A 26,684-nucleotide genomic window follows, 5' to 3' on the forward strand; every position below is an offset into this window, starting at 1 on the left:
AGTGGCGGTATAACGCAGCGCGCTGCACTAGCGTTTACGGCCATCATATCGAACAATAATGGTCTAATATCGCCCCCAATTTGTCATGAACGGTAAATAGGGCCATCTGAAAGCAGTTTACATTCCACATCAGCGGCTGTTGAAGGGATAAGTAGCCACTCGTCTCGATGTGCAAAGCCCAACGATACCGCCCTGTCTAAATCGACACACTGAAATAAGTAGTCTTTAGGCGCCAACAAAAAACGTGTGGGCTGGGCTTTGAGCCATGTCCATGCAGTGCCATTCTCTCTATCTTTTTCAGTATGGTAACCAAAGTGAGTGACGGGAAACGGAGCAAAAAGTAGGTATTGTTCTTTAAAACTGACAATACCCACATCCAAAATATTGATGTCGGGTGAAATAATATTACTTTGCGTTTGAACACGCATTAGTAACTGCGTTGGCGTGCGCAAATCATTGAGCACCCATACGCCTATTGTGGATGGAACAACAGTTGTTACCACTAACCACAAAATAAGATGTTTAGAGAAATTTAAAAACTGCGTGCTCAACCCCATTATTCCGACTAAGAAGCAAATAGCACCTAGTGTGGTTATCATGCTTAATGTACTGTGAAAGCGTAACATTAATGCGCTTACTGTTTGCTCGTTAAACATAAGCACAGCGGCAGCTGCGATTGCCCCTAGCGAAATCAGGAGCGTCACTGAACGCGCAAAAACACTAATTGTTTTTGAAACGCCACCACGAGACAGCAGAAGCCCTGCAATCATAGCGACAGCAGGAAGTGATGGAAGTATGTAAACACCCCGTTTCCCTGGGCTGAAACTGAAAAACACTACAACTAATACCACCCATATCGCTAGCGCAAAGTAGGCTGGATTCTTCATCAAAACCCGTTTAATTTGCTTTCTCTTAACTGCTAACACCATAAGAGAGGGAAACCAAAACAGTGGAATAACCTCGATGATATAGTAATACCACGGCTCAATATGATGCCAAGCATTTGCGTATCGCTGAGCTGTTTGCTTCAACAAAATATTTGATAAGTATTGCTGAATTATTGGATCTTGCTTATATGCACCTAGATAAAGTACAGGTCCTAACCAAGCCAAGACTATACTCAGCATTATCAACGGCCCTAGTAATGCGCGCTTTTTCCATCTTGTTGTGGGGAGTTGTTTTTTAATGGCTAAAAAAGATAGAGGAACTAGGATAAAAAGAGGCAAGAAACCCACGCCTTTAGTAATAATTCCCAGACCCATTGCGCCCCAAGCGATAAAATAGCAACGCCAGCTTTCAGCTATACAAAAATGGCGAACAAAGCCATAAACGCCAATCCAAACACAACAAGCAACCAACGCATCTATTTGAGCAAACTTAGCTTGAATTAGAAACTGTGGGCTTAACAATAGTAGTAACATGCTCATTATCGCTGCTCTCTCATCAGCGAGAGCTCGTGATAACCGATAAGTTACTGTCAGTGTTATAAGACTTGCGATGGCATTTGGTAAAAGCATGGCAACGCTTAAACTGCCAGTCAAGAGGTAGAAAACTGCGATACTCCACATAAAAACAGGAGGCTTATCAGGATAAAGTTCTCCCCCACGCATTGGAATAAGCCATTGACCACTTGTGACCATCTCCTTGGCAACTAGAGCAAAACGTGGTTCGTCGGGCGGCCAAGCATCGCGAAGGCCTATACCACTGAAAATAATGATGGTCGCAACAACGAAAAGTACGATAGCCGTACGCTCGTGACGAAATATATTTGTCACTACGCATTATCCTTGCGAGTAAAGCGCATCATAGAAAGTATTAGCATAACGCTAACCACTAGACCTGCTATATGGACAGGTTGCTCGAAGGCATTAATATAACGTGAGCCACTTCCTAGCATTGAAAAAAGTAAGGTTTGCGGAATAAAACCTAATGCGCTTGCCGTAATGAAAGGAATAAAAGGCACTCTAAACGCGCCAGCAATAGCATTGGTTGCAACATTGGAACCTATTGGAAACAATCGAACCATGAGTACTGTTCGAAAGCTGTTTCGAACGAGTTTCTCACGCAGTTGCGAAAAACGGCTCTCGTAAGCACCTAATTTAATGAGTTTGGCTATGCGCTTTCTCAGAAAACCGCGTACTAATAGATAGGCTGTACTTGCGGACACGCAGGTAAGGAGCAGCGCTATTAAGCCCCCCTCAAAAGCGCCAAAGCCAACACCACAAAAAAAGCTAACTGCTTGCCGGGGGACACCTAATGTCATCAATACAACAAAGGCAGCCAATACCAAGAGTACTTCTTCTGTACCACGCCCCGTTATGTATGATGTTAACCAGTTTGGATCGGCGCTGTGTATGAAAACTTCACTGGTCACTTGAAGTGATAAATAGCAAGCAGCCCCCATCATTAAAGTACCCACCAAGAAGCTGAGAGTACTTCTAAAAGGAAAGCCATCACTTTTCATACGTAATTGCCTTGTTAATGGTATCGAGTTTATTGCGATACATCAGCCATCTCACACCGAGCATATCTATAACACCGGCCACCCCCCTGTTCCATGCATTGTAGTTTGACTGCCCTTCAAGCCGCGCTCGGTGATTCACTGGCACACAAACTATATTGCCACCAAGTCGCTTAGTAAGAGCGGGTATATACCGATGCATATGATCAAAATAAGGGAGCTGTAAAAATGTGCTTCGCGGAAGCAGCTTTAATCCACACCCCGAATCAGATGTACCATCGTTTAAAATCCACTGTCGTATGCAATTCGCCACTTTAGATTGCATACGTTTCCATTGCGTATCTTTCCTTTGTTGACGATGGCCAATGATGCAGAAATGAACGCCACTTTCTTGTTTAGCTGTTGCTATTAATTTGGGGATATCCGCAGGATCGTTTTGACCATCAGCATCTAATGTAACCACCCACTTTCCCCGAGCCGAGAGTACACCATGATAAACAGATGTACTTTGTCCACAGCTATTAGGGTGCGTGATTATCTTGCAAGCAAGGGGAAGTGAGTCCGTCAAAGAAACAAGCAATGCTGACGTGTCATCGTCACTGCCGTCATCGACTATGATGATTTCAGTTGCTTCAGGCGTTAATGAATTTGCAATTTCTATTAATAAGGAAGGAAGGTTTTTTGCTTCATTTTTTGCGGGTATTACTACACTAATTTCAATCTGGTGCATAGGGTTGATGTCTAAAAATAACTATGCACAATACTGTAAAAAAGAAACCTTAAGAAAATCTTAAGGTAATTCATTTTTGTTAATTAAAACTCGAATTCTAGTGACATTCGCAATGTATGATCTTTGCTGTCTCCATTAAGCCCCGCGATAAAGCCAAATTCCCATTTTAATTGCTTTTGCTTTTCAAAGCGTTTGATACCCATAAAAGCTGGACCAACGCCGACATAGTCCTCTGCTACATATAATTCAATACCCGGCTGAACTTCAGGGATCCACCGGTAGCGATACTTTGCTTTGAATTCACCCTCCCATTCATTAGTAACAGTTTCTCCCCATTCGTATACCAAACTTACGTTGGTGGTTAGGCTAAACTGGCCAAACTCTTTCTCTGTAAGTATGCCCGCCTTTGCTGCCCAGTCATCGGTATTGTGTTGTTTCTCTAACTCAAACAGGGTTCCCCAATCGGCCCAATACTTTCCACGCTCGGTGACCATCCAGCGAAGCTCAAGCTCATAAGATTCCAATCCAAAATCTTGATTTTCATCGCGAGCTCCCACTAGGTAAGTTTCTAAGATCACAAACTCAGAAAGGGCGTACCCAAACGAGAAGCGTTGCATCAAGACATTACCATTATCATTTTGGCGTGAGGTTAAACGCCATTCGAATTCGCGCTCAAAAGGCAATACATAGGGTTGGTAGACACGGTCTACGGTAAAGTTGTCAGCACTCACGGAAAAGGTTGCAAGAAGGACAAACAAAAATAAAACTATACGCATCATTGTATAACCTCCACTTGTTGCCACAGTGCAGGTATGCGCTTCCTTATTGCAGCAATGGCGTTGGGCACAGCTAAGGTAAATAGAAATAACATTACGTAACTCATCGAAGGAGTGGCTTCATAGCCAATTAATGCGTTCAATAAATGCCCATACTCGCTCTTGTCGCTAATGAAGTGGCTACTATCCCAAACTTGATGGGGAGTAGGAAATATATCTATTTGCTCCAGAAGTAGCGCTACGTTCGCTACTTGCGCGGCAACAAAAAGTGTGGTGAAACGAAATGTCGCTTTTTGGCTTACAAAGTGAGTTAGTGCAATATTGAGCAAAATAGCGATGCTAATGCTGATACCCAACCCGATTGTAGTGCCAAGAAAAAGCAGCGTACTATCACTGTTGTGCGAAAGCTCCGACACAAAGTACACCATAAAGTGCAGACTGTTAGGTAGCCCTATACCAAGCATAAGCAACGTAATACCCATACTGTTTAAGTTACGTTTCGAGAAAGGACAAATAACAAGCACACAAATACCTATCCACGCACTTACTAGTAGCAAGGATTTTAGTATTTCAAAGCCAGCGCCTTCGGCCATTTGAGAGATAAGACCTAAGTATGAATAAGAAATTACGGCGATTACAAGCAGTAAGACTATTCGCCATATTAGTGAAAAACGAGACACGCTAGGTAACGCTATAAGTAAACTAAGTAATAAAAAAATGGGCAATGTATCTCTTAGGAAGAGTACGACGGTATTAATGAGCATTTGGTTCCTCCTCTTGTGATTGCACAACTACTTTGCCTACCGCACTGTTAGGGTGGAACTCACCAAAGAAAGGATATTCACCTGGAGCCAGCGGTCCTATATAAATAATGCCTTTGCTGTTGGCAAAAATTACTTTTTCTCTGTTAAGGGCAAAGCTGTCTATTTCCTCAGGGGTATCATCAAAATTGATGAAAGTAAGGCGTACCTTTTTTCCTGCTGGAACCACTACATTTTGGGGGTAAAAAAGGTGATCTTTAATTTCTACCACTACTTCAGGTAGCGCATATACTTGAAAAGAGGCAAATGAGAAAAGGGCAAGAGAAATTTTAAAGTAGAAGTTCATTTTTAAACTCTACCTTTACAACAAGGCCCCCCAACGTAGCATCATCAAGCACAACATAAGCATCATGCAGAGCAGCAATTTGAGACACTATGGCCAAACCAAGGCCACTGCCCGATGTGGTCTTAGCTTGTGTTGCACGGTTAAATCGCTTTAGCACACTGGGTCTTTCACTTGCGGGAATGCCAGGGCCTGAGTCCGCAACACTCAAAGTCACCTTCGATGCTAGCTTTTCAATTCGAACAACAATTTGTGCCCCCTTCTGAGAATAATTACTCGCGTTGGTAATCAGATTTTGCAATAAGGTGTACAACATAAAATGGACACTGTTTAGCCAAACCTCATCACCTTCCAAGGATATTTCTTGTTGTTTGGCTTCAATTTTTCCGTATAGGTCGCTAATAACTTCCTGGGCTACATAGTGTAGGTTTACCGCCTCCTTTTGCTCTACAAAAGTCTCTGGACTGGTGCGTGTTAGTAATAAGAATTGGTTCACCGCATGAATCATCCTATCGGTGTCTCGCTGAAGTATTTCAAGTAATTTACCGCTATCACCTAACTCCTCAGCGATATTATGAATATTGATTTTCATCACACTTAGCGGTGTACGCAGTTCATGTGCTGCGTTAGATGCAAACTGCTGTTCTCTTTCAAACGCGGCACTAAGCCGAGAAAACATTGAGTTGAGCGTAGAAACAACAGGTTTAAGCTCACTGGGTTCTCTATCAAGTGAAATGGTAGAAAGATCATTACCTGTTCGCTTAGCCAGCTTTTGGGAAAGTTGTTTTAGAGGAGCAAGACCCCAAGTTATTCCCAAGAACAAAATTACAGCAAGGAGGGGAACACTGATAATAAAAGGAGTTATGGAAGCAACGGTTAATGCATCCGTTAACGTAAAGCGATTACTCAAAGGTTGAGCCACCATGTACCAAGAGGTTTCATCTTTCACATAAGAGGTATTCACTCGCCATCGTGTTCCTAGAACATTCTTTTCTGAGAACCCGTCTTTAAAGTCAGAAAGTGGCGCTTTTAACACTTCGCTTGAGCTTTTTATCAACTTATCGTCTTGCCAAATTTGAAATAACAAAGTGTGGTCTTTATTTGATGCCTCTCCATTGAAAGAGGCAATAGCGCGACTCAACGCTGTTAGCTCATTATCTAGTAACGTAGTTGATATATCTATTGTGGCACGATATCCATGCAGCGCCGCACTGAAGACAATAAGTACTAGGGCACTGGTAAGGGTTAAAATAAGAAAGCGACGAATCGACGTCACGTTAGTCTCCAGAGTTGGATATGCAATACCCCACGCCTCTAATGGTTCGAATAAAGTTTTCTGGCATCTTTTTTCTCAAATGGCTGATGTGGACTTCTATAGTGTTGCTTGCTACTTCCTCCCCCCATTCATAGAGCTTGCTCTCAAGCTGATGCTTACTCAGTATACGTCCAGCGTTTTCAATTAGCGCCTTCAAAAGCATAAGCTCTCTTCGAGGTAGATGTACCTTGTCTTTGTCAATGGTCAGTGTATGGTGCGCGGTATCAAGACTGACGTTCTTCACAGTGATAACACTTTGTGAAGCCGTACCTAGTCTACGCTCCAAAACCCGCAGGCGCGCCAGTAACTCATCAATTTCAAAGGGTTTTGGGAGGTAATCGTCTGCACCTGCATCTAGCCCTGAGATTTTGTCGGTGGTTTTGTCTCTTGCTGTAAGAATTAAGACTGGCAGTACTGGGTTCGTTTTGCGAATACGCTTAAGCACGTTCAATCCATCTTGATCTGGCAGACCTAGGTCGAGAATGACAATGTCGTTTTGCGACATCTTAAATGTGTTCAATGCGCTGGCGCCGTCGTAGACACAGTCTACAACATAGTTTGCCTTACTCAGTGAAACCTTAAGCGCACTGGACAATGGCTTATCGTCTTCTACTAACAGTATGCGCATATCATTCCTATAATTAGCTAATAAATATAAGGGTATATTAGCAATATTAAGAAAACCTTAAGCTTTTTTATAATCAAACGGCTAAGTATAAGGCAATAAATGTTCGGAGTGAAATTTGACTAAATACACAAGGAATAAAGCCATGATTGCCACTACCGAAAACAGTAATACCCCAGCGTGGGAAAATGAACAACTTGCTTCCAACCATTTATTTTCCCTTACAGTGTTGTTTTTACGATGTACGTTTAAAAATGCAATTCACTATTGTTTTGAAGAAATAGATGCCCATGCTTAAGTTGTGTTGGACAAGCCTAATTTCAATTATGAGTTCACAGCCGGCTTTTAGTCATTCAATGTAAGCCAACAATGAAGTTTGTCGTATAAACTCTCGATATGACTAACTAACTGAGGAGAAATGTATGAAAAAAACGCCGGGGGGCATTTTCTCAATTACAGTATTAATTTACTTATTAGCCGGTTGCACAACATCAAACGAAGGCAATATTATGGGGTTGAGTGAAAATGAAATTGAAACTAGATTAGATAAACTACCGACTTCCCTTACCTCAGGCGATTTGTTTAATACAAGCATTCTCGAACCTACTCAGCTATTTGATAATCTTTATTTTGTAGGTTATGTCAGTGTAGGTAGCTTTGTTATCACCACGTCAGAAGGTATTATTTTAATTGATACTATGTGGACCCCTTACGACGCAGAACATGTCATTGTTCCAGGGCTTAAAGAATTAGGCTTAAATCCTGAAGATATCAAATCCGTGATAGTGACTCATGGTCACAGCGACCACTATGGTGGCGCTCATTATTTTGAAGCAAAATATGGCGCTACAATTTTAATGGGTAAAGATGAATGGAACTATATTCACGATCCAAAAGCCCCTGTTCTAACAGATCCTTTCGGTAACTTTTCTACAGAAATACCATTACCAGACACATACACCCAAGTAACAGATGGTGAAATCATCCGGTTAGGTAACGCTAACTTAACGGTACTTGCTACACCAGGGCACACCCCAGGGGGGTTATCTTTATTAATACCGGTTACAGATAACGGCGAACCACACATGGTCGCAGTGTGGGGCGGTACAGGATTACCAGATACAAAAGAAGAAAATCAAAATTACTTGCACTCTTTAAACTACTTTCAAAACATAGCGAATAAAAAGGGAGTTGATGCGAGTATTTCAAACCACCCATTTTCCAATAACTTAATTGAAAAAATGAATGCATTGAAAAATCGTGAGTTTAATCAATCAAACCCAATCGTAACGGGCAATAAGGCGTTTAATGAATATATCGACAATGAGTTACGAATTAACGTTAAAAATAAGCTGTCATCATTTAAATAGCGCGAAAGAGGCAATATACAATGCCTCTTTTGAATTTACTTCTGGCACTAAACTAACGTAAATGTCTGGTTACACGATAACTAGATAGCGGTTAGGTAAGGTGGAACATGTCAAATAACCAGATTGCTAACATGGTTTGTTTGCATACTTACGCCACGTAGTGAATTGACTAGGCCACATGTTGTATATAGGACCATCTCAAAAACTACACATATCTTGAAACACTTTTCGTATGAACTGTTTCCAATCTACGCTTTCTATATTTAACGCAACTTTGGCGGCCGTTACTGGCGTAATGTCACTTGTACGTGGTGATAGGCTAACGCTACACCGCACTAACCACCTACTGTTAGGAATAAAAATGAAGCAACAAACTGGCTCGTTCATTAAAAGAAATTTACCTTTCATTCTATTTGTTGTACTGATGTTTTCATTCAGAAGTAGCGTAGCGGATTACTATCATGTACCTACGGGTTCAATGGAGCCCACCATACAAGTCGGTGATCGTATTGTGGTAGATAAAAGTGCTTACACCTTTGAGCTGCCGTTTACCAACATGGTGCTTGCCCATACAGGCAACATCGCCCGTGGGGATATTGTGGTTATTCAAAGCAGTGCCGCAAATACTCGGTTAGTCAAACGTGTTATCGCTGTTGCTGGTGACACGGTGCATTTAAGTAACAACAACCTAACCGTAAATGGCGATCACGCCTTAATACAGCGGCTTGACAACTATATTTTCCAAGAGAATATGGGCGAGAGTCAGCGCACTATTCAGCTATTACCTGTTAAAGGGGCGCGCACGTCATTTAATGAAGTTGTTGTACCTGAAAAGCATGTATTGGTAATGGGTGATAACCGAAATAACAGTGTAGATTCGCGTTATTACGGCTTTATCCCCGTTGAAGAAATTCAAGGCCAAGCTACGCGCGTGGCTTTTTCGTTAGATAAAGAAAATTACTATCTACCAAGAAGCGCTCGTTCCTTGCTGGCGCTTCAGTAAAATCAAAATAACTGGCATGCCCTTAAGCGGGTATGCCCCCTCTGATTTATCTTCCTCAACATGCCCGTTGCTATACGCCAACAATGAGCTTCAGCGCATTCAGACTCTCTTTGTTTTTTCATTCGTACACAATTTGTAACTAACTCTATTCAAAAACAATAGCTTACTAGCTTGCTACTTTGCACACGTTAGTGCTATTGATTGATTAGTAACCGTTCGCGTTACTGAAATAATAAACAACAAGTAAAATGGAACCATAAGGAAATCACAATGAAACATGGTGTTAAACTTAGTGCGCTCACACTCGCACTGGCTGGACTCTCGTCTATCTCCACCTCGCAAGCTCAAGAAGTAGAAGAAAAAGCTGAGGGAGTAGAACGTATTGCGGTAACAGGCTCTCGTATCAAACGAACCGACATTGAAGGCCCCTCTCCTATTCAATCGATAGATGCCACTATGATAAAAGGCATGGGCTATGAAAACCTACAACAATTGCTAGAACGCATGCCGGCTACCGGCGCGGGAACTTTCTCAACCCGTAACAATAGCCAAGACTCCACCGCAAATGGTGCGGCTTCTGTGTCTCTTAGAGGGATGGGGCCAGATGCCACCTTAGTTCTCATTAATGGCCGACGTGTTGCCATCAGTGCTTTTGCAGAAAGTATTACTAATTCATTTGTGGATATTAACGCTATTCCGGTATCGGCCATAGAACGTATAGATATCTTGAAAGATGGCGCGTCAGCTATTTACGGTTCAGATGCCGTAGCCGGTGTAGTAAACGTTATTTTGAAGAAAGACTATGATGGTTTAGAAGTAAATGTGGGCTATGGCGGCACTACAGGGCCAAGCTACGGTGAAACTACGGCGAATATGCTGTGGGGCAGCCAAAGTGAAAAAAGCAGCGCTACTGTCATTCTCGATTACTTTAGCAACAGCCGGTTAGGCGCAGATGAAATGGGTCGGTTTGGCACGGCGAATCAATCCCCTTATGGTGGAATGGATTTTCGTTCTTCTCGCGGGTATCCCGGTTACTTCTATGTTGATGGTGTTAAAACCATCGATCCCGACTGCCCAGCCGATAGCGCAACAGCATCAGGAAGTTGTTTGTTTGACTATGGTCCATATGGCCTAACTATTCCTGAGTCGGAGCGCGTAGGCTTTATTGGTCAATTCGATTACAAAATTTCGTCGGATGTTACTGCGTTTATGGAAGTTGCCGTACAGCACAATACATCTGAAGCTGGCGGTGCAGCCACGCCGCTTGATGAAGATGCTGGCTTAACCGTACCTGGCACCCATCCTGATAACCCTTTCGGGCAAGATATTGATATTGGCCGTTACCGCCCTGTGGATGCGGGCGCCAGACGCTGGGATATTGAAACAGATACCCTGCGATTTGTGGCAGGCTTGCGCGGACAAATTAATGACTACGATTGGGAAGCCTCTGTACAAAAAGGCAGAAGCAGCTCGGAGCAAAGCGGTGACCAATCGCAAGGTTGGGTTCGCGTAGATTGGCTACAGGAACAGATTGACTTAGGTAACTACAATCCTTTTGGTGGTGTAACTAACTCACCTGAGGTGATTGATGCCATAACCACCAGCTTGGTTCGCCGAGGTGAATCTCGCATGACCAGCTTTGATGCTCATATTACTGGCGAAGCGTTTGCGTTAGGTGATGAAATGGTCATGATGGCAGCAGGTATAGAGTATCGCGAAGAACAAGTATCAGACATTCCAGATATTCAATTCCAACAAGGGCTTATTTTTGGTACTGAATCGGTTTCTGCTAACGCAGAACGCGATCAATATGCTGCCTATTTGGAATTATCAATTCCTATCTCTGACCAACTAGAGCTTCAACTGGCGGGCCGTTACGACGACTACAGTGACTTTGGTAACACCACTAACCCGAAAGTTGCTTTGCGTTGGGCGCCTAGCGATGAAGTCACCCTTCGTGCCTCGTGGGCACAAGGATTTAGAGCGCCGTCATTGGCACAAGTAGGTTTGGGGCCTTCACAAAAGAGTGTATTCTTTGTGGATAGATACCGCTGTGAAGCAACAGGTTTAGATTGTGAATCGCTAGATTACAATATTGAATTTGCAGGTAACCCAGATTTGGAAGCGGAAGAGTCTGAATCGTGGAATGTGGGCGCAATTTGGGCCCCAACACAAGCGCTTGGCTTAAGTGTTGATATTTGGAGTATCACCCAAGACAACAAGATTGATGAGCAGCAATTTGGATTGGTATACGACACTGAGTGTAATAATCAAGACAGCGAAATTTGCGTACGCTTAGATCCACAAGGCGGCGCTAGCTTAGGGGTTATCCAAAAGATATTTAATACCTACCAAAACGTGTCTTCACAAGAAGCTGCAGGTATCGATTTAAGTGCAAACTACATGATTTCGCTTAACGACTATGGCGACGTTAAATTCAATCTTGATTGGTCTTACCTTACCGAGTTTGAAAAAGACGGCTTAGATTACACGGGCGAATATGGTTATCCTGAGCATCGCTGGTTGTTTGGCACTACGTGGAGCAAAGGAGCGTTTGACGCTAATTTGAATATTAGTTTTGTGGGTGAGTTTGAAGATACACCCGATATCGACTTCGACGGCGTGTTAGATTTTGAAGAAAACACATCTCGTATGGTCGACTCACAAATGCTAGTGGATATTCAAGGTGGCTATAACGTGACCGACACTATTCGACTTGTACTTGGCGTAAACAACGTATTAGATGAAGAACCCCCCTTTGCTATAGGGAATGGCGATAGCGACCTTTACGGTTATGTGGGTAGTATCCACAATCCGCGCGGCCGCTTCGTATATACCAAAGCAACGTTTAGGTTCTAAACGCTAGCGCTAACTGTGATTGCCTGAATGTCAGGCAATCACAATCCAAAGTGAATTAGCATTAAGTTAGCAATAGCTGCTACTAACATGGCTAAAAAGGTCAGTAACATACCTGCGATACGTTGCCAACTTGCCCCACTATGATGTCTTAATCCATAAGCATGGAAAATACGCCCGAATAACAGTGAAGATGCTAGTACATGTACCGCCCAGCCTTGCCCCGTATTCGCTTCAAAGCAAGCAATCATAATTAACGTAATAGGGACATATTCACTAAAGTTGCCATGAGCGCGACTGAGCCTTTTCAGGTCTTCATTACCGCCATCGCCCAAGCTAATTTGATTTTTTCTACGAACGCCTACCACTAGAAATGACAAGTATAAGTAACAAATCCCCAACAGACTGGCATAAAACGCCGTTATAGGTAATACCATAGGTTAGCTCCACGTTTATATTAGTTATTCTGCAATTATTAAACGCTATTCGCTTATAACATACAAGTAACAAAAAAGGCCGCTACTGCGGCCTTTACAAATCAACAAGCTTTATTAACCTAGAAGTTCTGCAAGCTCTGCGCTTACTTCGTCAACTGGGCGTGTGCCGTCTAATTTGTGATATTCGCAGTTGCCCGCATCAGCTTCAGCGCTATAGTAATTAACTAATGGCTTAGTTTGCTCATGGTAAATTGCAAGGCGTTTACGCACTGTCTCTTCTTTATCATCATCACGGATAATAAGGTCTTCGCCAGTATCATTGTCTTTCCCTTCCTCTTTAGGTGGGTTGTAAACAACATGGTAAACACGACCTGAAGCTGGGTGTACACGACGGCCACCCATACGCTCAACAATCACATCATCTGGTACGTCAAACTCAATACAATGATCGACAGAAACACCGGCTTCTTTCATTGCATCAGCTTGTGGAATTGTACGTGGGAAGCCGTCTAACAAGAAACCATCTTTACAATCGTCTTGTGCAATACGCTCTTTAACTAGCCCGATAATGATTTCATCCGATACTAGCTTACCTTCATCCATTACACGCTTGGCCGCAAGGCCCATTTCCGTACCTGCTTTTATAGCAGCACGCAGCATGTCACCGGTAGAAATTTGGGGGATCCCATATTTGCCCATTAAAAACTGAGCTTGTGTGCCCTTACCCGCGCCAGGAGCGCCGAGAAGAATAATTCGCATGAGTGCGTTCTCCGCTTATGATTTTGAACTTTTTTACTTGGGGCACTTTACACATTCAGCACCACAGTGACAAGTATAAGCCCCACAGTAGAGGGAAACTAAACACTTATGATGAATATATATACTACTTATGGCCCGTTATAAAATCCGACTTTGGTCTTAACTCACTGCTTCCTTTCAAACATACCGAATGAAATTAGCTAAACGGGTAAAATATAGCATAAATTAATGTGCAAAATAGATTTAAAGACTCTAGAAACAAAAAACGGGCATTACGCCCGTTTTATATTAATTAACTTTTAATATTGAAGCTTATTTTGCTAACTTCATTAATAAAGTGTTTAAGTTTTGCACAAACGCTGAAGGGTCTTTTAAGCTACCCTGTTCAGACAATGCAGCTTGGTCAAACAATACACCAACCCATTGCTTAAACAAATCTTCGTCTTGCGTTTCTGCTAAGGTTTTAACCAAAGCATGCTCTGGGTTAAGTTCGAATAGGTACTTAACGTCAGGCACAGGCTGACCTGCAGCTTGCATCAACTTCATCATCTGTGTAGTCATGCCGTTGTCATCAGCAACAATGCACGCCGGAGAATCAGTTAGACGGTGGGTAAACTTAACGTCTACGACTTTATCGCCAAGAGCTGCTTTAGCACGCTCAACAATACCTTCTACTTCTTTTTCTGCTTCTTCTTGGGCTTTCTTAGTATCTTCATCTTCAAGGTCGCCTAAATCTAAGTTTGCTTTTGCAATAGATTCAAACGGCTTTTCGTTGAAATCACTTAGATGCGACATTAACCATTCGTCAATGCGCTCACCCATTAGCAATACTTCAATGCCTTTCTTACGGAAGATTTCTAGGTGCGGGCTAGATTTAGCAGCTTGTAGGCTGTCTGCCGTTACGTAGTAAATCTTATCCTGGCCTTCTTTCATACGCTCAATGTAGTCTGCCAACGACACGGTTTGTGCATCAGAGTTACCGTTGGTTGATGAGAAGCGAAGTAAACCAGCAATTTTTTCACGATTGTTATGGTCTTCAGAAGGACCTTCTTTCAGCACGTTACCAAATTCGTTCCAGAATGACTGGTACTTCTCGGCGTCGTTCTTGGCCATTTTCTCAAGCATTTGAAGTACGCGTTTAGTACAACCTTGACGCAATGCTTGGGTTACCTTGTTGTCTTGTAGAATTTCACGAGACACATTAAGTGGCAAGTCGTTGCTGTCTAGAAGACCTTTAACGAAGCGCAAGTAATTAGGCATAAACTGCTCGGCGTCATCCATGATGAAAACGCGCTGAACATACAGTTTTAAACCGTGCGCTTGGTCGCGGTTCCACATATCAAACGGGGCTTTAGAAGGAATGTACAACAAACTTGTGTATTCCGTCTTACCTTCAACTTTGTTATGCGCCCATGCAAATGGGTCGGCAAAATCGTGAGAAATGTGCTTATAGAATTCTTTATATTCTTCATCAGAAATGTCTGACTTTTCACGCGTCCACAAAGCAGTAGCTTTATTGACGAGTTCCCACTCACCTGGCTGTGCTGGCGTCTTCTCGCCATCAGGGCCTTCGCTTTCAGGCACTTCTTCTTTCCACATTTTAACCGGAATACTAATGTGGTCTGAGTATTTGCTAACAATTGAACGTAAACGCCAATCATCAGCGAATTCTTTTTCGTCTTCACGAAGGTGCAATACAATTTCAGTACCGCGAGTTGGTTTGTTGATTTCTGCTAAGGTGAATTCACCCTCGCCTTCAGAAATCCACTCAACGCCTTGTGAAGCATCTGCGCCAGCGGCACGAGTGCGAACAGTCACTTTGTCAGCAACGATAAATGCTGAGTAAAAGCCAACACCGAACTGACCAATCAGTTGTGAGTCTTTTGCATTGTCGCCAGAAAGCTTACTGAAGAAATCTTTTGTACCCGACTTTGCGATAGTACCTAAGTTGGCTATCACTTCATCGCGGTTCATACCAATGCCGTTATCAGCAATAGTTACCGTGCCCGCTTCTTTATCAACACTAATTTTTACGTTTAGGTCGCCATCATTTTCATAAAGGCTGTCGTTTTCTAGTGCGCGGAAACGTAGCTTGTCTGCTGCATCCGCAGCGTTAGACACAAGCTCACGTAGGAAGATTTCTTTATTTGAATACAAAGAATGAATCATCAGATGTAGAAGTTGTTTAACTTCCGTCTGAAAACCGTGGGTTTCTTTATGGGCTGCTTCAGCCATAATCCAATATCTCCTCGTTGAATGGATCACGTTACTTTCAAACAGGTAAGGCCGAACTAGCAGTTTTCAACAGCAAAGCGAAAAAATATTATTGAGGAAGCGCCGCAATTTAGAGTTTGCGGCGACCAGAAAAGGCGTGAGTAAGGGTGTTACCGTCTATATATTCAAGCTCGCCGCCCACAGGCACACCATGGGCAATACGAGATGCTTCAACGTTATGGGCCGCACAAAGCTGAGCTATATAATGCGCAGTGGCTTCACCTTCCACGGTGGGGTTGGTGGCAAGGATGACTTCGTCTATGCCACCTGCACTAAAGCGGGTTTCTAATTCGTTTAAGCCAATTTCTTCAGGCCCTACTCCATCGATAGGCGACAAATGTCCCATCAATACAAAATACTGCCCTTTATAACTAAGCGTTTGTTCAATGGCCAAAACATCTTGCGGGCTTTCAACAATACATAATAATCCACTGGCCTCGCGCTCGGGGTGACGGCAAATTTCGCATAGCTCATCTTCTGTAAATGTTCTACAGCGCTTGCAGTGATGAATGTGCTCCATAGCGTTGTGCAGCATATTACTTAAATCTATCGCGCCCTTACGGTTGCGCTCTAGAAGGTGAAACGCCATACGCTGAGCACTCTTATTACCTACCCCAGGCAGGCAAGTTAACGCTTGAATTAATTCATTCAGTAACGGGCTAAACTTCATACAAACTACTTATTATTTAAAATCGGATTACGAAAAAACTACGCATGTTACTCAGTAAAAGTTCTTGTTGCACATTCGCAACAAAGGTTTTCCACAGGCTAGTTTGACTCAACTATTTTTTCTTTTGGCTTTTTCGCCTTTCGAATCAACTTTTTATGCACTTCATCAAGTTTAATTACATACGCATTGCCGCCGAAAATACCTTTAAACTTTTCGTCAGTAAATATAATCGTATTGTCGTCTTTAAAAGTGACCGCTTCTTTTTGCGTTATCAACCCCAAATCAATGCGATAAATATCGCCGGAGAAGAACTTATCCCCTTTGAAGTTTTCGAATAACCAAATACTGGTGGAATCCAATAGCGCTAGCTTAGATCTGTCAGGGCTCAACGCCGCCGAGGTTATCCAGCACAGTTTTTCCATTGTAGTACAAGTTTTGAAAGAGTCGATTAGCTCGGCATCAAAGTTAGCCGCATGATCACCCACTTTATAAACATTGGTGATACCATCAAAAGGCTCTGTTCTATTTTTGGTGAATAAATAAAGGTGGCGCCCTAGGGCAACAAAGGCTTCTAAATCGAAGTTACGATCATTCGGCTTAACCGGTGTTTTCCCATCCATTTCAGGGTACGTAAACTTTATAATTTCGGCGTTCGTCGACTCGGTTTTAATATCGATAGGGTTTTCTATTTTGTAAATAGTCAGCCATTTTCTGTCGTTATCATTATTACCAAAATCGCCTAAGAAAAAGTGCCCGAAGTCATTTTGGGTAATGTCTTCCCAATCAATGTTTTTAGCATTGGCTACCATGACTTCTTTGGTTATATCACCGTTGTCGTCTAAACGATATAATTTAGGATCATCCCCACTATCATTAATAGCCCAAAGGAAGCCCTTTTTGTCGTACTCGATGCCAGAGATTTCGTTTAACTTAGGATCTACGGATAACTGTTTTTTGCTATATAGCCTGTGAGTAGAAATGCCAAAGAGGGTAATGGCTACGACAGCGACTACCGTCACCGACAAGATAATACTTTTTTTCAGCATGAAAATGATGATATTTCTGAACGTTAAGATGGGAGCTATTATTACTGATGGTCTACCATAACTAAAGCGTTTTATGCCGAACCTACTGACCAATCCGTTAAAGCAGCCTAATCCAAAATAATAGATATAAGCAGCCTTTATTAAAAAGCTGATGCTAGGCTACGTAAAACAATGCCTACATAATATAAAAATATACATTACAAAGCGTAACCTATTAACACTAATAGAATTAACTTAGATAAAGCACACTTTTATAACTTTATAGATTAATATCAATTTAAGTGATAGAAATAAACATTCACTCAAACCACCCCGTCACCGTCAGAATTCTTTACACCCATCGCCTTAAAATTAATAATATTCAACAAATTCAATAAATTAAAAACTGGCCAATTTCTTGCTGAGGCACTTTCGAATCTCATAAATAGATCACTCTCAAAAATAAAATTTTTAGAACCTCAGGGATGTAGTTAATGCCTTTCTCAAAAAAAATTATAAAAATTAGTACCTTCACACTCAGCTTTTTATTTTCTGCTCAATATGCCAATGCTATTGTTATAGAAAGCAGTGATTCTGCCGAATTTTTAACCGACGCATTGTTTATTAACAATTCAGGATTAACCATTACCGACCAATCACTATCGGGTCAATTTGGTCAAGCTGGCGTATACATTAATAACTCAGGAACCTACGGGCTGCCTAGTGCAGGCGGTATAGTGTTTAGCACAGGTCAAGTTATCGATTATGTCGATGGGCCGAATGAATTTATCGAAAATGGCTTTGGATTAGTAGAAAGTCCCCTTCCACCTTCTGACAACGGTAATGAGCTAGAGGCGCAGTTCTCTAACAATCCTGTTGATTATTTTGAGCAAGATGAAGCGAGTGAAGGTGGAAATGAGCAGTCTGGGCCAGAAGATGGTGGAGCCGACGAGTATGTGCCTCAAAACCCAGCATCAGCGGCACAAAACACCATTTTAACTCCAATTACCGGGCAAGCTGAACATTTCGATGCGGTTCAATTAGATATTACTTTTGATGTATCTGATGATGTGAATACTGTGTCATTTATTGCTGCGTTTGGTTCTGAGGAATTTCCAGGCTATGTTGATAGTGATTATACCGACGGTTTTGCGCTATTGCTTAACGGTGCGAATGTAGCCTTTGCACCTGTAGCAGAGCTTGCCGTAGACGGTGTGTTTGCCCCTATCTCAATAGACCATCCTGACTTCGAGGCTATTGAAGGCACAGAATTGAACGGTTTATTAGCACCCAATGGCATTCCGCTTTTGCAATTCGATATTCCCGTAGAACCAGGTAGTACTGGAAATACGTTCACTATGTTACTAGCTGATGCATCGGACGATGCGTTAGACACAACAGTATACTTAAGCAGCTTCGGTAATTTCGATGTAGAAAATGGTGAGTCGGAATTTACACCGTTAATGCCTGATGAAGACGTTGAAGTAGGTGAAGAGAGCGAATTCGTATTTACGCTACCTGAAGTTGAAGCTGGCGAAACAATTTGGTTCGATCCAGATGTATCTACCGGTTATACGTACACTGCTGGTAACGGTGGTCAATTTGCCAGTGTTACAGCACCGACTTTACTTAGTGTAAACGATGCCGATGGTTATTTAATTACGTTTACCGATTCTTTAGGGGTAGAAGAGACAAAAGCGCTAATGGCGGGTCAAACCCTAGATTTTCCATTCCCTGTTACCACATTCACGTTAACAGGTATCAATGAAGACTTAATGTTAGATCCTACTGATCCAACAGCGTTTGTTACTGGTGTTTCATTTGAAGATACAGGTTCATATACAGTGTCGCAAGCTGCTATTATAGCCTCTACTACTAGCGTGCCGGCGCCGTCATCAATTGCTATATTCTTGCTTTCTCTAGTTGGCATTTCGCTAACGCGCAAGCACAAGCGGTCAAAGGCGTAAGTTCTCGTTAGCGCAAAACTTAAAAGCCACTAATCGCAAAAGAAATGGAGAGGGGTGCTTACTGCACCCCGAAAGTAATTTACATGATGAAGTTTGTACTAAGCCTGAGCGTTATTTTTATGTCTTTTTCCGCCTTAGCGGCAGACAGTGAAGGTGCATTTAATACAAAGGGCGCGGCAAAGCGTAGTTGTGAAGCCTTCACAAGTACTTACGCTGACCAAGGTGCTGAAACGTATTTATATGGCGGTTGGCTTGAAGGTTATATAACGGCGTTTAATGCACTGCAGCAAAAAACGTTCGATATTACACCATGGCAAACAACTGAGCTTATGTTATTAATGCTAAATAAGCATTGTACCGATAATCCAGATCAAAAATTTCTAGATGCCACTAACATTATGCTGCAAGCGTTTTTGCCAACTCGCTTGCTAACGCGCTCAGATATTATTGAAATGACGATTAACGACAGCACAATTTACATTTATCAAAGCGTACTTGATATGACCACCGACGCGTTAAAAGCGAGCGGTTATACTGTTGATATGGCTGAAAGCGAATTTAATATGTCTTATGTGAATGCCATAACTCAATATCAACAAGCTAAAGGTATCGCTGTAACAGGCTTCCCTGACCAGCAAACATTAGTGAATTTACTGTTGGTGCAAGCCAAGTAATACATAATGCTACTGTGGATATAAGCTGCTGCAAAATATAGAGAAAAGACTGATACAAAAAAGCTCAAGAATTAATTTCTTGAGCTTTTTTTTCGAATCATATTCAGTAGGGCTAGCGCTATAAAATGAAACCGTCTTATAGAGTGAAAGTTGCTTAAAACGGCATTTTGAAACCTGGAGGAAGTGACATTCCACCAGTAACATCACCCATTTTTTCTTTACTGGTTTCTTGAACGCGGCGAACAGCGTCATTAAATGCGGCAGCGACCAAGTCTTCAATCATGTCTTTATCGTCATCCATCAACGAGTCGTCAATGTCTACGCGGCGAACGTTATGGTTGCATGTCATGGTTACCTTAACCATGCCTGCGCCGGCTTCACCTGTGACTTCCAGCTTAGCCAAATCGTCTTGCACTTTCTGCATACGATCTTGCATCTGCTGAGCCTGCTTCATCATGTTACCCATTCCACCTTTAAACATATTCTTTTCTCACTGTGTTTTAGTGTTAGTTAATGTTGCTACCGCGCTTTAACCGAGTCGGTCACTATTGATGCGTCGAACGCTGATAACAACGCTTGTATTGTTTCATCGGTATGTACCACCGATTGTGCATGCGCTTGGCGCATAGCAATAATGTCTTGTTGCAACGCATAAGGCGTTAGATTTGGCGAACCAAGGGTGATGTTAATGTTCTCCCCTTCGCCAAAACTATGATGCAATACATCAAGCAACTGTTGTTTTGCACTGTCTTTTAATAGATGCGCCTGACTGTTATCAATTTCAAGCGTTATACCCTGATCATTTCGCAAAAAAGAGGCATGAAGCACCAATTGTTTAAGCAAGCCTGCAATAGGCATTTGCTCTACATCATTGCTCCACTTATCAATTTGGCTCGCGTGAACAAGCTTACTACCATCATCCAGATAAGCGGCGAGCTTACCTTGATACTGACTTGTGAACTGATTTACTGGTTCAGCGCTAAATTCATTACGGGTATCACTTGGCTCTGGTTCTAAAGGCTGTGGTTCATTACGAGCTGTTTCGCTATTGCCGCCATACTGCGCCACGTCAGTCATTGGTGGTTCAAAACGGGTATCGTGCTCACTGGTAACAAACGGCTCGTTATTATGGTGCACACCGGTATCCCACGGGGGCATATCGGTTTCGCTTTGCGAGCTAGCGTTAGAAGTCGTATTAGAGCCAGCATCTAAACCTGCACTTGAATTTGTATTTAAATTATCAGAGCTAGATGGCGCAGTTGCCTTTGCAGTAGTTGTTTCTTGGCGAGCGTTGCTCTCATCAGCCGCGCCTTTAAATTGTTCATCACCTTGTCCTTCACTAGAAGCGGCAAGTGAGCCTTGGCTGGAAGCCTTACTCATTCTATCTACAAAACTAGTAGTTTCGTTCGCCGCTTCAGGCTTTTTCGCAGCTTGTTCTGCGCTTTCATCACGCTTTTGCTTTAATCGCTGTCGTAGCGCGAGCATATCAGCGGTGGATGTCAGCTGTGCCTCTGGCGTGGGCTTAGGCGTAGATTGAAAATCAGGACCTTCATCTAATAGCGGTGCATTTGAAAGCTGAGCATCGGCAAAATCAGGCGGCATAAATGACGACTCACCATCATCATCGTAAGGCGGTGGCATATCGTCCATGTAAGCATCAGCAGGCGGCATGTCATTAAACGGTGCCGAATCTGAAGGTGTATGCTCTGATAACAAACTTTGGGGTTGCTGGCTATCTTCTTTTGAAGGTAGCTCATCACTTGAAGGCAGATCATCTACTGAAGATTGATTATTTGCTGCAGGCTGAGAGGCACCTGAAGGCTGGCCATCTTTCGGATGCGCTAACTGCTGCGACTGCTCTGTCTGTTCAAAAGATGCTACCGATTGGGAAGCGACTTCGTCATGCACCTCTTTTTCATAAACCGAGGTTTCTTGTTCAGAGGGAATAATCTGCGAAGCGGTTAAACCTGCTACGTCAGAAGAAGAGGAAATGTCATCAGTTTGCGCGTGGTCGGTTTCATCAGTTGCAGTTACTGCATCTAAAACATTAGCGCTTTGAGCATCTTGTTCATTGCTGGGAACCTCTTCACCGGCTGTCGATGACCCAGCGTTTGTACTTTCTTTATGAAATTGGCTTTGGGTGTTTTCAAAGCTATCCGCACTTTTAGCACCAAGAGCGCTAGCGGTAGAAGTCGTACTTTGCGTTTCTGGCTCAGAAATTAGTGTTTTTTTTTCCGCCGATGCAATAGGCAACGCACTGTCAACCGTACCATTGGCTATTTCAGAGGGCGCATCAGCTAAAGGGGTGCTAGGTGCAAATGTCATCATACGCATTAGCGTCATTTCTAATGCGCTCCTGCCATCTGATGAGAAAGGTAAGTCCTTTCTTCCTTGCAGCGCAATTTGATATAACAATTGCACTTGTTCAGCAGAAATTGATTTAGCAAGTTGGTAAATAGCTTTGGCTGAAGTCGTTTCCAATTTACAGGCTTCAGGCACCCATTGGGTTAGCGCTATTTGATGTAGTGTGCTGCCTAGCTCTGCAAGCACATGATCGTAATCAGGTGCTTGTTCCGACATATCCTGAACCAATTGCATGACATCGGCTGGCGTTTTACTTACCACCGCATGCAATAACTTCACAAGCTGGTTTTTATCCATCAACCCAAGCATGTCGGTGACCACTGAAGCGTTAACCGCATTACCACCTTGTGCAATGGCTTGGTCGGTTAAGCTTAAGGCATCACGCATGCTCCCCTGTGCAGCGCGGGCTAACAACGCTAGCGCTTGCGGCTCAAAGGGTAAGGTTTCTTGCTCTAGAATATGATTAAGCTGCCCTACTATTTGCTCTCGCGACAATGCTTTTAAATTAAACTGTAAGCATCGGGATAAAATAGTAATAGGGAGCTTTTGTGGATCGGTAGTAGCCAGTAAAAACTTAACGTGAGGCGGTGGCTCTTCTAGCGTTTTTAGCAACGCGTTAAAGCTGTGCTTAGAAAGCATGTGTACTTCATCAATAAGGTACACCTTATACCGGCCGCGGGTAGGCTTGTATTGAACGTTATCAAGCAACTCTCGGGTATCTTCTACCTTTGTGCGTGATGCCGCATCAATTTCAAGCAAATCAACATAATTACCCTGCTCAATTTCTTTACAGGTATTACATTGACCACAAGGGTTAGACCCCTGCCCCTCTTCGCAGTTTAAACTTTTGGAAAATATACGAGCAATGGTGGTTTTACCTACCCCTCGCGTACCTGTAAATAGGTACGCGTGGTGCAAGCGGTCGTTATCTAACGCATTCGAAATAGCTGAAACAACATGTTCCTGCCCTACGAGTTCACTAAACTTACCCGGGCGCCATTTACGTGCTAATACCTGATAACTCATTGCCTGTATTTTTATCCTTATTCGCCGTCGAACTCACAAAGCGTGAAGCTTTTTATACCCATCGCGGTTAGCTTTTCACGGCCTCCGAGTTCAGGTAAGCCGATAACAAAGCCAGCATGTTCAATGGTGCCACCTAATGTACGGATTAGCTTTGCTGATGCTTCGATGGTACCGCCCGTAGCTAGCAGATCGTCGATAAGTAACACTTTATCGCCTGGCTGGATAGCATCTTTGTGAATTTCCAACGTATCAGTACCGTATTCAAGATCGTAGGTTTCACTAACCACTTCACGGGGTAATTTGTTGGGTTTTCTTACTGGAACAAAACCAATGCCCATCTCTATGGCCAATGGTGCGCCGAATAAAAATCCGCGCGCTTCGGTTCCTGCTACTTTGTTGAATCCCATGTCTTGGAATTCTTCAAGCAACAATGCGATACAACTACTGAAAGCCTTATGGTCTTCTAGTACGCTAGTAACATCTCTAAATAAAATACCTGGCTTTGGATAGTCAGGAACGGTTTTAACAACTGATTTTATATACTGTGCAGTCACAATTATGCCTTGAATGTCTGCGTTATAACCAGAAGGTAAACCAGCCGCAGATGATATGCATCAGCGGAAACGCGAGTAAAGTTACGATAGAAGCTAGAAAATACCACTTATTGTAGACTTCTTTGAAATCTGAATTGTCTGCCATATGCACTACCTAAACAATTTAACTAACAAAAAAATGGTCGTAAATGTTAATCGAAAGCAGACCGGATTGACAGCGCTATTGTGGTCAATTGCCTACTTTCCCAACATTTAACAGCCAAAGTTACACACCCGCGTACAACTTTAGCCTTTCTTCACTTAAGTGCCAGATAAAAACTGGTGATTTAGTGTTCAGTAAACTATTCAGTTAGGTAATAAAATACCTTTTTGCAGCATGTCGCTTACTATTTGCTGCATACCTTGAAGCACAGTGTGTTCTGGTAGGTGGTCTAATTGTTTACAAAGCTGCTCACCTAAGGCGTCTATGTCTATGCCTTGTTCGTGCTGTTCAATGGTATGTAATAACACTGCGGTAAGCGGATTCAAATGCACAAATTCTACGCGCTGCTCTTCATTCCGATACACCACATAGAACTGTTGCTCGGGTGCGGGGGCTTCGGGAATATGATCCACGCCAATTAAATGCACGGGGTAGGTATAGGAAGCAAGAGTAGCCAACGGGGAAACGCTCACCATTGTTACCTGTTCACCCGCATTGAAATACAACACATCATGTGAAGTTTTTCGAATGCTAATATCTAATTCTAGCCATTCATAATGAGCAAGCTCAGCGGCGAATGCTGGTAATTGAAATGGGAGTTCTGGGCTTGTTGATAAATACTCTACAAATTCTTTGCTAATGTCTGAAAAATACGGAGAACGGCTTTCATGATGAATAAAAAAGGCGCGCACCAACACATTCCAGTTTTCTTCGCTTACCAATGATTTTAACACCGGAAAGCCTGTGCTTATAAAACCTGAAATGTTATTAAAAAACAGGGATTGGTAAATATCCATGCGGCGTTTAATGTCGGCGTCGTTTGTTTCAAACGAATCTGGATTTTTAATCGCATTAACAAACTCTTGCTGAACGGATTTAAAATTCTCGCTCATGCAGACTGTCCTGCAAAAACGGTTTGGTGATTTGCAACACACTGAGCTTGTATCGCCTTAATACGCTGCACTTCTTTTAATAACACTTCTATAGCGGGAATATTAAAATCACGTTCTAATAATGTAGGGAACACACCGTGGGTATCATAGGCATATTTAAGTAAATCCCATACAGGCTCAATAACATCGGCACCATGGGTATCTACTTTTAAATCTGGAGCTTCATCGAAGTGCCCAGCAATATGACCATAGACAATTTTGTCGCTAGGTAAGCGGTTTATGAAGTCATAAGCGTCATATTTGTGATTGATACTATTTACATAAACGTTGTTCACATCAAGCAGTAACGAACAACCGGACTCTGCTAGTACCGCATTAGTAAAATCTAGTTCAGACATCTCTTGCCCTGGCGCCAAATAATAGGACACATTTTCTAGTACCAATGGCCGCTCAATAATGTCTTGAACCTGCTTTATGCGGCTTACAACATGGTTAACAGCGTCTTCGGTGAAAGGAATAGGCATAAGGTCATACATATGGCCGTTACCAGAACAATAGCTTAGGTGTTCGCTATATAAATCGATATTGTGTGTGTCTAAAAAGCGCTTTACCGTTTTAACGAATTCGATATCGAGCTTGTCGCTACTACCGATAGAAAGGGACAACCCATGAGTGGTAAAAGGCACTTGTTGAATACTTTGGGCAAACTGACGTTCGTAAGTGCCCCCTAAAGGGATCCAGTTTTCGGGCGCAACTTCCCAAAAGTCGACTTCGCTAGGCAGTGTTGGTAGCAACTCACCTAACATCTCGCGACGAAAACCTAAACCTGCACCTTGAATATGCTTCATTACTTCACCCCAATTTCACACTAAAAAGGCCATCGAATGACGGCCTTTTTTATACTGCAATTGCCGTAGCGTTACATGCTACCGCATTTACCTTCACCACATTTTCCTTCTTTGGCTTTTTCCATTTTACCTTCGGCCATGCTAGCTGCTTTGTCGCCACCGCATTTACCTTCGCCACATTTACCTTCGGTAGCTTTGGCTGCTTTGTCGCCACCACATTTACCTTCGCCGCATTTACCTTCGGTTGCTTTAGCCGCTTTGTCGCCACCACACTTACCTTCGCCGCACTTACCTTCGGTAGCTTTGCCTTCTGCAGATTTGGCTGCTTTATCACCACCGCACTTACCTTCACCACATTTACCCTCAGCAGCGAATTGGCTATAGCCAGACTCTAATGACTGCATTGAAAATGGGTTAACTTCAGCCATAGCAACCGTAGATGCCAACGAGCCAATAACAACCGCACCAAGTGCCGTAGCAACAGAAGATTTCTTAATTTGTTTCATTTTATCTACCCTCAAAAGTATAAGTCTGGTTTTAACGTGCGGTAAGCACGTGTAGTAGTATAGACCTAGGGGACAGTGATCAAATTTCACTTTTTATTAATATTTTTTATATTATTAAAATTTAAAGGTATTTTTAGTTAATTTTTATAGTCCCGGTTTAGAATCGATGTACTACTTAACTCAGCGTAACTCGTTTACCTTACAACTAAAGTAGGTTAAGTTTGCTTTGGTCGGTTTTTAATTGA

25 protein-coding genes are annotated in these 26,684 nt (G+C 42.6%); 6 read left to right on the top strand and 19 right to left on the bottom strand.

Annotated elements, in window-relative coordinates; genetic code table 11:
- Positions 1-83 precede the first annotated feature (83 nt).
- The 8 genes from AVL57_RS12705 to AVL57_RS12740 form a co-directional block, all read right to left on the bottom strand.
- Positions 84-1,775: an ArnT family glycosyltransferase gene (locus tag AVL57_RS12705; protein WP_057790804.1), complete on the bottom strand. Its 1,692-nt coding sequence runs from the start codon at positions 1,773-1,775 to the stop codon at positions 84-86.
- Entirely contained in the window at positions 1,775-2,464 is a 690-nt protein-coding gene (locus tag AVL57_RS12710; RefSeq protein ID WP_057790802.1) for a TVP38/TMEM64 family protein, read from the bottom strand. The genes AVL57_RS12705 and AVL57_RS12710 overlap by 1 nt, the downstream gene beginning before the upstream one ends.
- A complete protein-coding gene (locus AVL57_RS12715; RefSeq protein ID WP_057790800.1) occupies positions 2,454-3,191 on the bottom strand; it encodes a glycosyltransferase family 2 protein in 738 nt (245 codons plus the stop codon). Before AVL57_RS12715 ends, AVL57_RS12710 begins: the two co-directional genes overlap by 11 nt.
- Before the next feature lie 83 nt (positions 3,192-3,274).
- Positions 3,275-3,970 (bottom strand): hypothetical protein, encoded by a 696-nt coding sequence (locus tag AVL57_RS12720; protein ID WP_082604883.1) that lies wholly within the window; start codon positions 3,968-3,970, stop codon positions 3,275-3,277.
- The gene (locus AVL57_RS12725) at positions 3,967-4,731 is read right to left on the bottom strand and encodes an FTR1 family protein (protein WP_057790798.1); all 765 of its coding nucleotides are present in this window, start codon (positions 4,729-4,731) and stop codon (positions 3,967-3,969) included. Before AVL57_RS12725 ends, AVL57_RS12720 begins: the two co-directional genes overlap by 4 nt.
- Positions 4,721-5,074: a cupredoxin domain-containing protein gene (locus AVL57_RS12730; protein ID WP_057790797.1), complete on the bottom strand. Its 354-nt coding sequence runs from the start codon at positions 5,072-5,074 to the stop codon at positions 4,721-4,723. The genes AVL57_RS12725 and AVL57_RS12730 overlap by 11 nt, the downstream gene beginning before the upstream one ends.
- The gene (locus AVL57_RS12735; RefSeq protein WP_057790795.1) at positions 5,058-6,347 is read right to left on the bottom strand and encodes an ATP-binding protein; all 1,290 of its coding nucleotides are present in this window, start codon (positions 6,345-6,347) and stop codon (positions 5,058-5,060) included. The genes AVL57_RS12730 and AVL57_RS12735 overlap by 17 nt, the downstream gene beginning before the upstream one ends.
- A gap of 1 nt (position 6,348) precedes the next feature.
- Positions 6,349-7,014, bottom strand: a complete 666-nt coding sequence (locus AVL57_RS12740; protein ID WP_057790793.1) for a response regulator — start codon at positions 7,012-7,014, stop codon at positions 6,349-6,351.
- A gap of 142 nt (positions 7,015-7,156) precedes the next feature.
- Here AVL57_RS12740 and AVL57_RS21200 point away from each other — a divergent pair, with 142 nt between their 5' ends.
- From AVL57_RS21200 to AVL57_RS12755, 4 genes are all read left to right on the top strand, one after another.
- A complete protein-coding gene (locus AVL57_RS21200; protein WP_156454641.1) occupies positions 7,157-7,309 on the top strand; it encodes a hypothetical protein in 153 nt (50 codons plus the stop codon).
- Positions 7,310-7,433: 124 nt separating this feature from the next.
- Positions 7,434-8,381, top strand: a complete 948-nt coding sequence (locus AVL57_RS12745; protein WP_057790791.1) for an MBL fold metallo-hydrolase — start codon at positions 7,434-7,436, stop codon at positions 8,379-8,381.
- A gap of 361 nt (positions 8,382-8,742) precedes the next feature.
- Positions 8,743-9,384: a signal peptidase I gene (lepB, locus tag AVL57_RS12750; RefSeq protein ID WP_057790789.1), complete on the top strand. Its 642-nt coding sequence runs from the start codon at positions 8,743-8,745 to the stop codon at positions 9,382-9,384.
- A 270-nt stretch (positions 9,385-9,654) separates the two neighbouring features.
- Positions 9,655-12,243 (top strand): TonB-dependent receptor, encoded by a 2,589-nt coding sequence (locus tag AVL57_RS12755; protein WP_057790787.1) that lies wholly within the window; start codon positions 9,655-9,657, stop codon positions 12,241-12,243.
- Positions 12,244-12,281: 38 nt separating this feature from the next.
- Here AVL57_RS12755 and AVL57_RS12760 read toward each other — a convergent pair whose 3' ends face one another.
- The 5 genes from AVL57_RS12760 to AVL57_RS12780 all read right to left on the bottom strand — a co-directional run bounded on the left by AVL57_RS12760 (position 12,282) and on the right by AVL57_RS12780 (position 17,426).
- Positions 12,282-12,677, bottom strand: a complete 396-nt coding sequence (locus AVL57_RS12760; protein ID WP_057790785.1) for an MAPEG family protein — start codon at positions 12,675-12,677, stop codon at positions 12,282-12,284.
- 114 nt (positions 12,678-12,791) lie between these two features.
- Entirely contained in the window at positions 12,792-13,436 is a 645-nt protein-coding gene (gene adk / locus AVL57_RS12765; RefSeq protein WP_013783409.1) for an adenylate kinase, read from the bottom strand.
- 312 nt (positions 13,437-13,748) lie between these two features.
- Positions 13,749-15,671, bottom strand: coding sequence for a molecular chaperone HtpG (gene htpG, locus AVL57_RS12770; protein WP_057790782.1), 1,923 nt, complete (start codon positions 15,669-15,671; stop codon positions 13,749-13,751).
- 109 nt (positions 15,672-15,780) lie between these two features.
- Entirely contained in the window at positions 15,781-16,380 is a 600-nt protein-coding gene (gene recR / locus AVL57_RS12775) for a recombination mediator RecR (protein ID WP_057790780.1), read from the bottom strand.
- Positions 16,381-16,478: 98 nt separating this feature from the next.
- Positions 16,479-17,426 carry a hypothetical protein gene (locus AVL57_RS12780; RefSeq protein WP_057790778.1) on the bottom strand — a complete coding sequence of 316 codons (948 nt, stop codon included), beginning with the start codon at positions 17,424-17,426 and terminating at the stop codon, positions 16,479-16,481.
- A gap of 473 nt (positions 17,427-17,899) precedes the next feature.
- On the opposite strand from AVL57_RS12780, the gene AVL57_RS12785 reads away from it, so the two are divergent.
- Together AVL57_RS12785 and AVL57_RS12790 are read left to right on the top strand one after the other, a co-directional pair.
- Positions 17,900-19,372: a choice-of-anchor L family PEP-CTERM protein gene (locus tag AVL57_RS12785; protein WP_057790776.1), complete on the top strand. Its 1,473-nt coding sequence runs from the start codon at positions 17,900-17,902 to the stop codon at positions 19,370-19,372.
- An 83-nt stretch (positions 19,373-19,455) separates the two neighbouring features.
- On the top strand, positions 19,456-20,046 hold the full coding sequence (locus tag AVL57_RS12790; RefSeq protein ID WP_057790774.1) for a peptidoglycan-binding domain-containing protein: 591 nt from the start codon (positions 19,456-19,458) through the stop codon (positions 20,044-20,046).
- A gap of 154 nt (positions 20,047-20,200) precedes the next feature.
- Here AVL57_RS12790 and AVL57_RS12795 read toward each other — a convergent pair whose 3' ends face one another.
- From AVL57_RS12795 to AVL57_RS12820, 6 genes are all read right to left on the bottom strand, one after another.
- Positions 20,201-20,527 carry a YbaB/EbfC family nucleoid-associated protein gene (locus tag AVL57_RS12795; RefSeq protein ID WP_057790772.1) on the bottom strand — a complete coding sequence of 109 codons (327 nt, stop codon included), beginning with the start codon at positions 20,525-20,527 and terminating at the stop codon, positions 20,201-20,203.
- 38 nt (positions 20,528-20,565) lie between these two features.
- Entirely contained in the window at positions 20,566-23,436 is a 2,871-nt protein-coding gene (gene dnaX, locus AVL57_RS12800) for a DNA polymerase III subunit gamma/tau (protein WP_057790769.1), read from the bottom strand.
- 17 nt (positions 23,437-23,453) lie between these two features.
- A complete protein-coding gene (gene apt, locus AVL57_RS12805; RefSeq protein ID WP_013783400.1) occupies positions 23,454-23,990 on the bottom strand; it encodes an adenine phosphoribosyltransferase in 537 nt (178 codons plus the stop codon).
- Between the two features lie 345 nt (positions 23,991-24,335).
- Positions 24,336-25,085: an HvfC family RiPP maturation protein gene (locus AVL57_RS12810; RefSeq protein ID WP_057790767.1), complete on the bottom strand. Its 750-nt coding sequence runs from the start codon at positions 25,083-25,085 to the stop codon at positions 24,336-24,338.
- Complete coding sequence (locus AVL57_RS12815; protein ID WP_057790765.1) at positions 25,082-25,933, bottom strand: HvfB family MNIO-type RiPP peptide maturase; 852 nt, start codon at positions 25,931-25,933, stop codon at positions 25,082-25,084. Before AVL57_RS12815 ends, AVL57_RS12810 begins: the two co-directional genes overlap by 4 nt.
- 71 nt (positions 25,934-26,004) lie before the next feature.
- On the bottom strand, positions 26,005-26,439 hold the full coding sequence (locus tag AVL57_RS12820; protein WP_057790763.1) for an HvfA family oxazolone/thioamide-modified RiPP metallophore: 435 nt from the start codon (positions 26,437-26,439) through the stop codon (positions 26,005-26,007).
- Positions 26,440-26,684: the final 245 nt, after the last annotated feature.

The organism is Alteromonas stellipolaris (genome assembly GCF_001562115.1).
Taxonomy (GTDB): Bacteria; Pseudomonadota; Gammaproteobacteria; order Enterobacterales; family Alteromonadaceae; genus Alteromonas; species Alteromonas stellipolaris.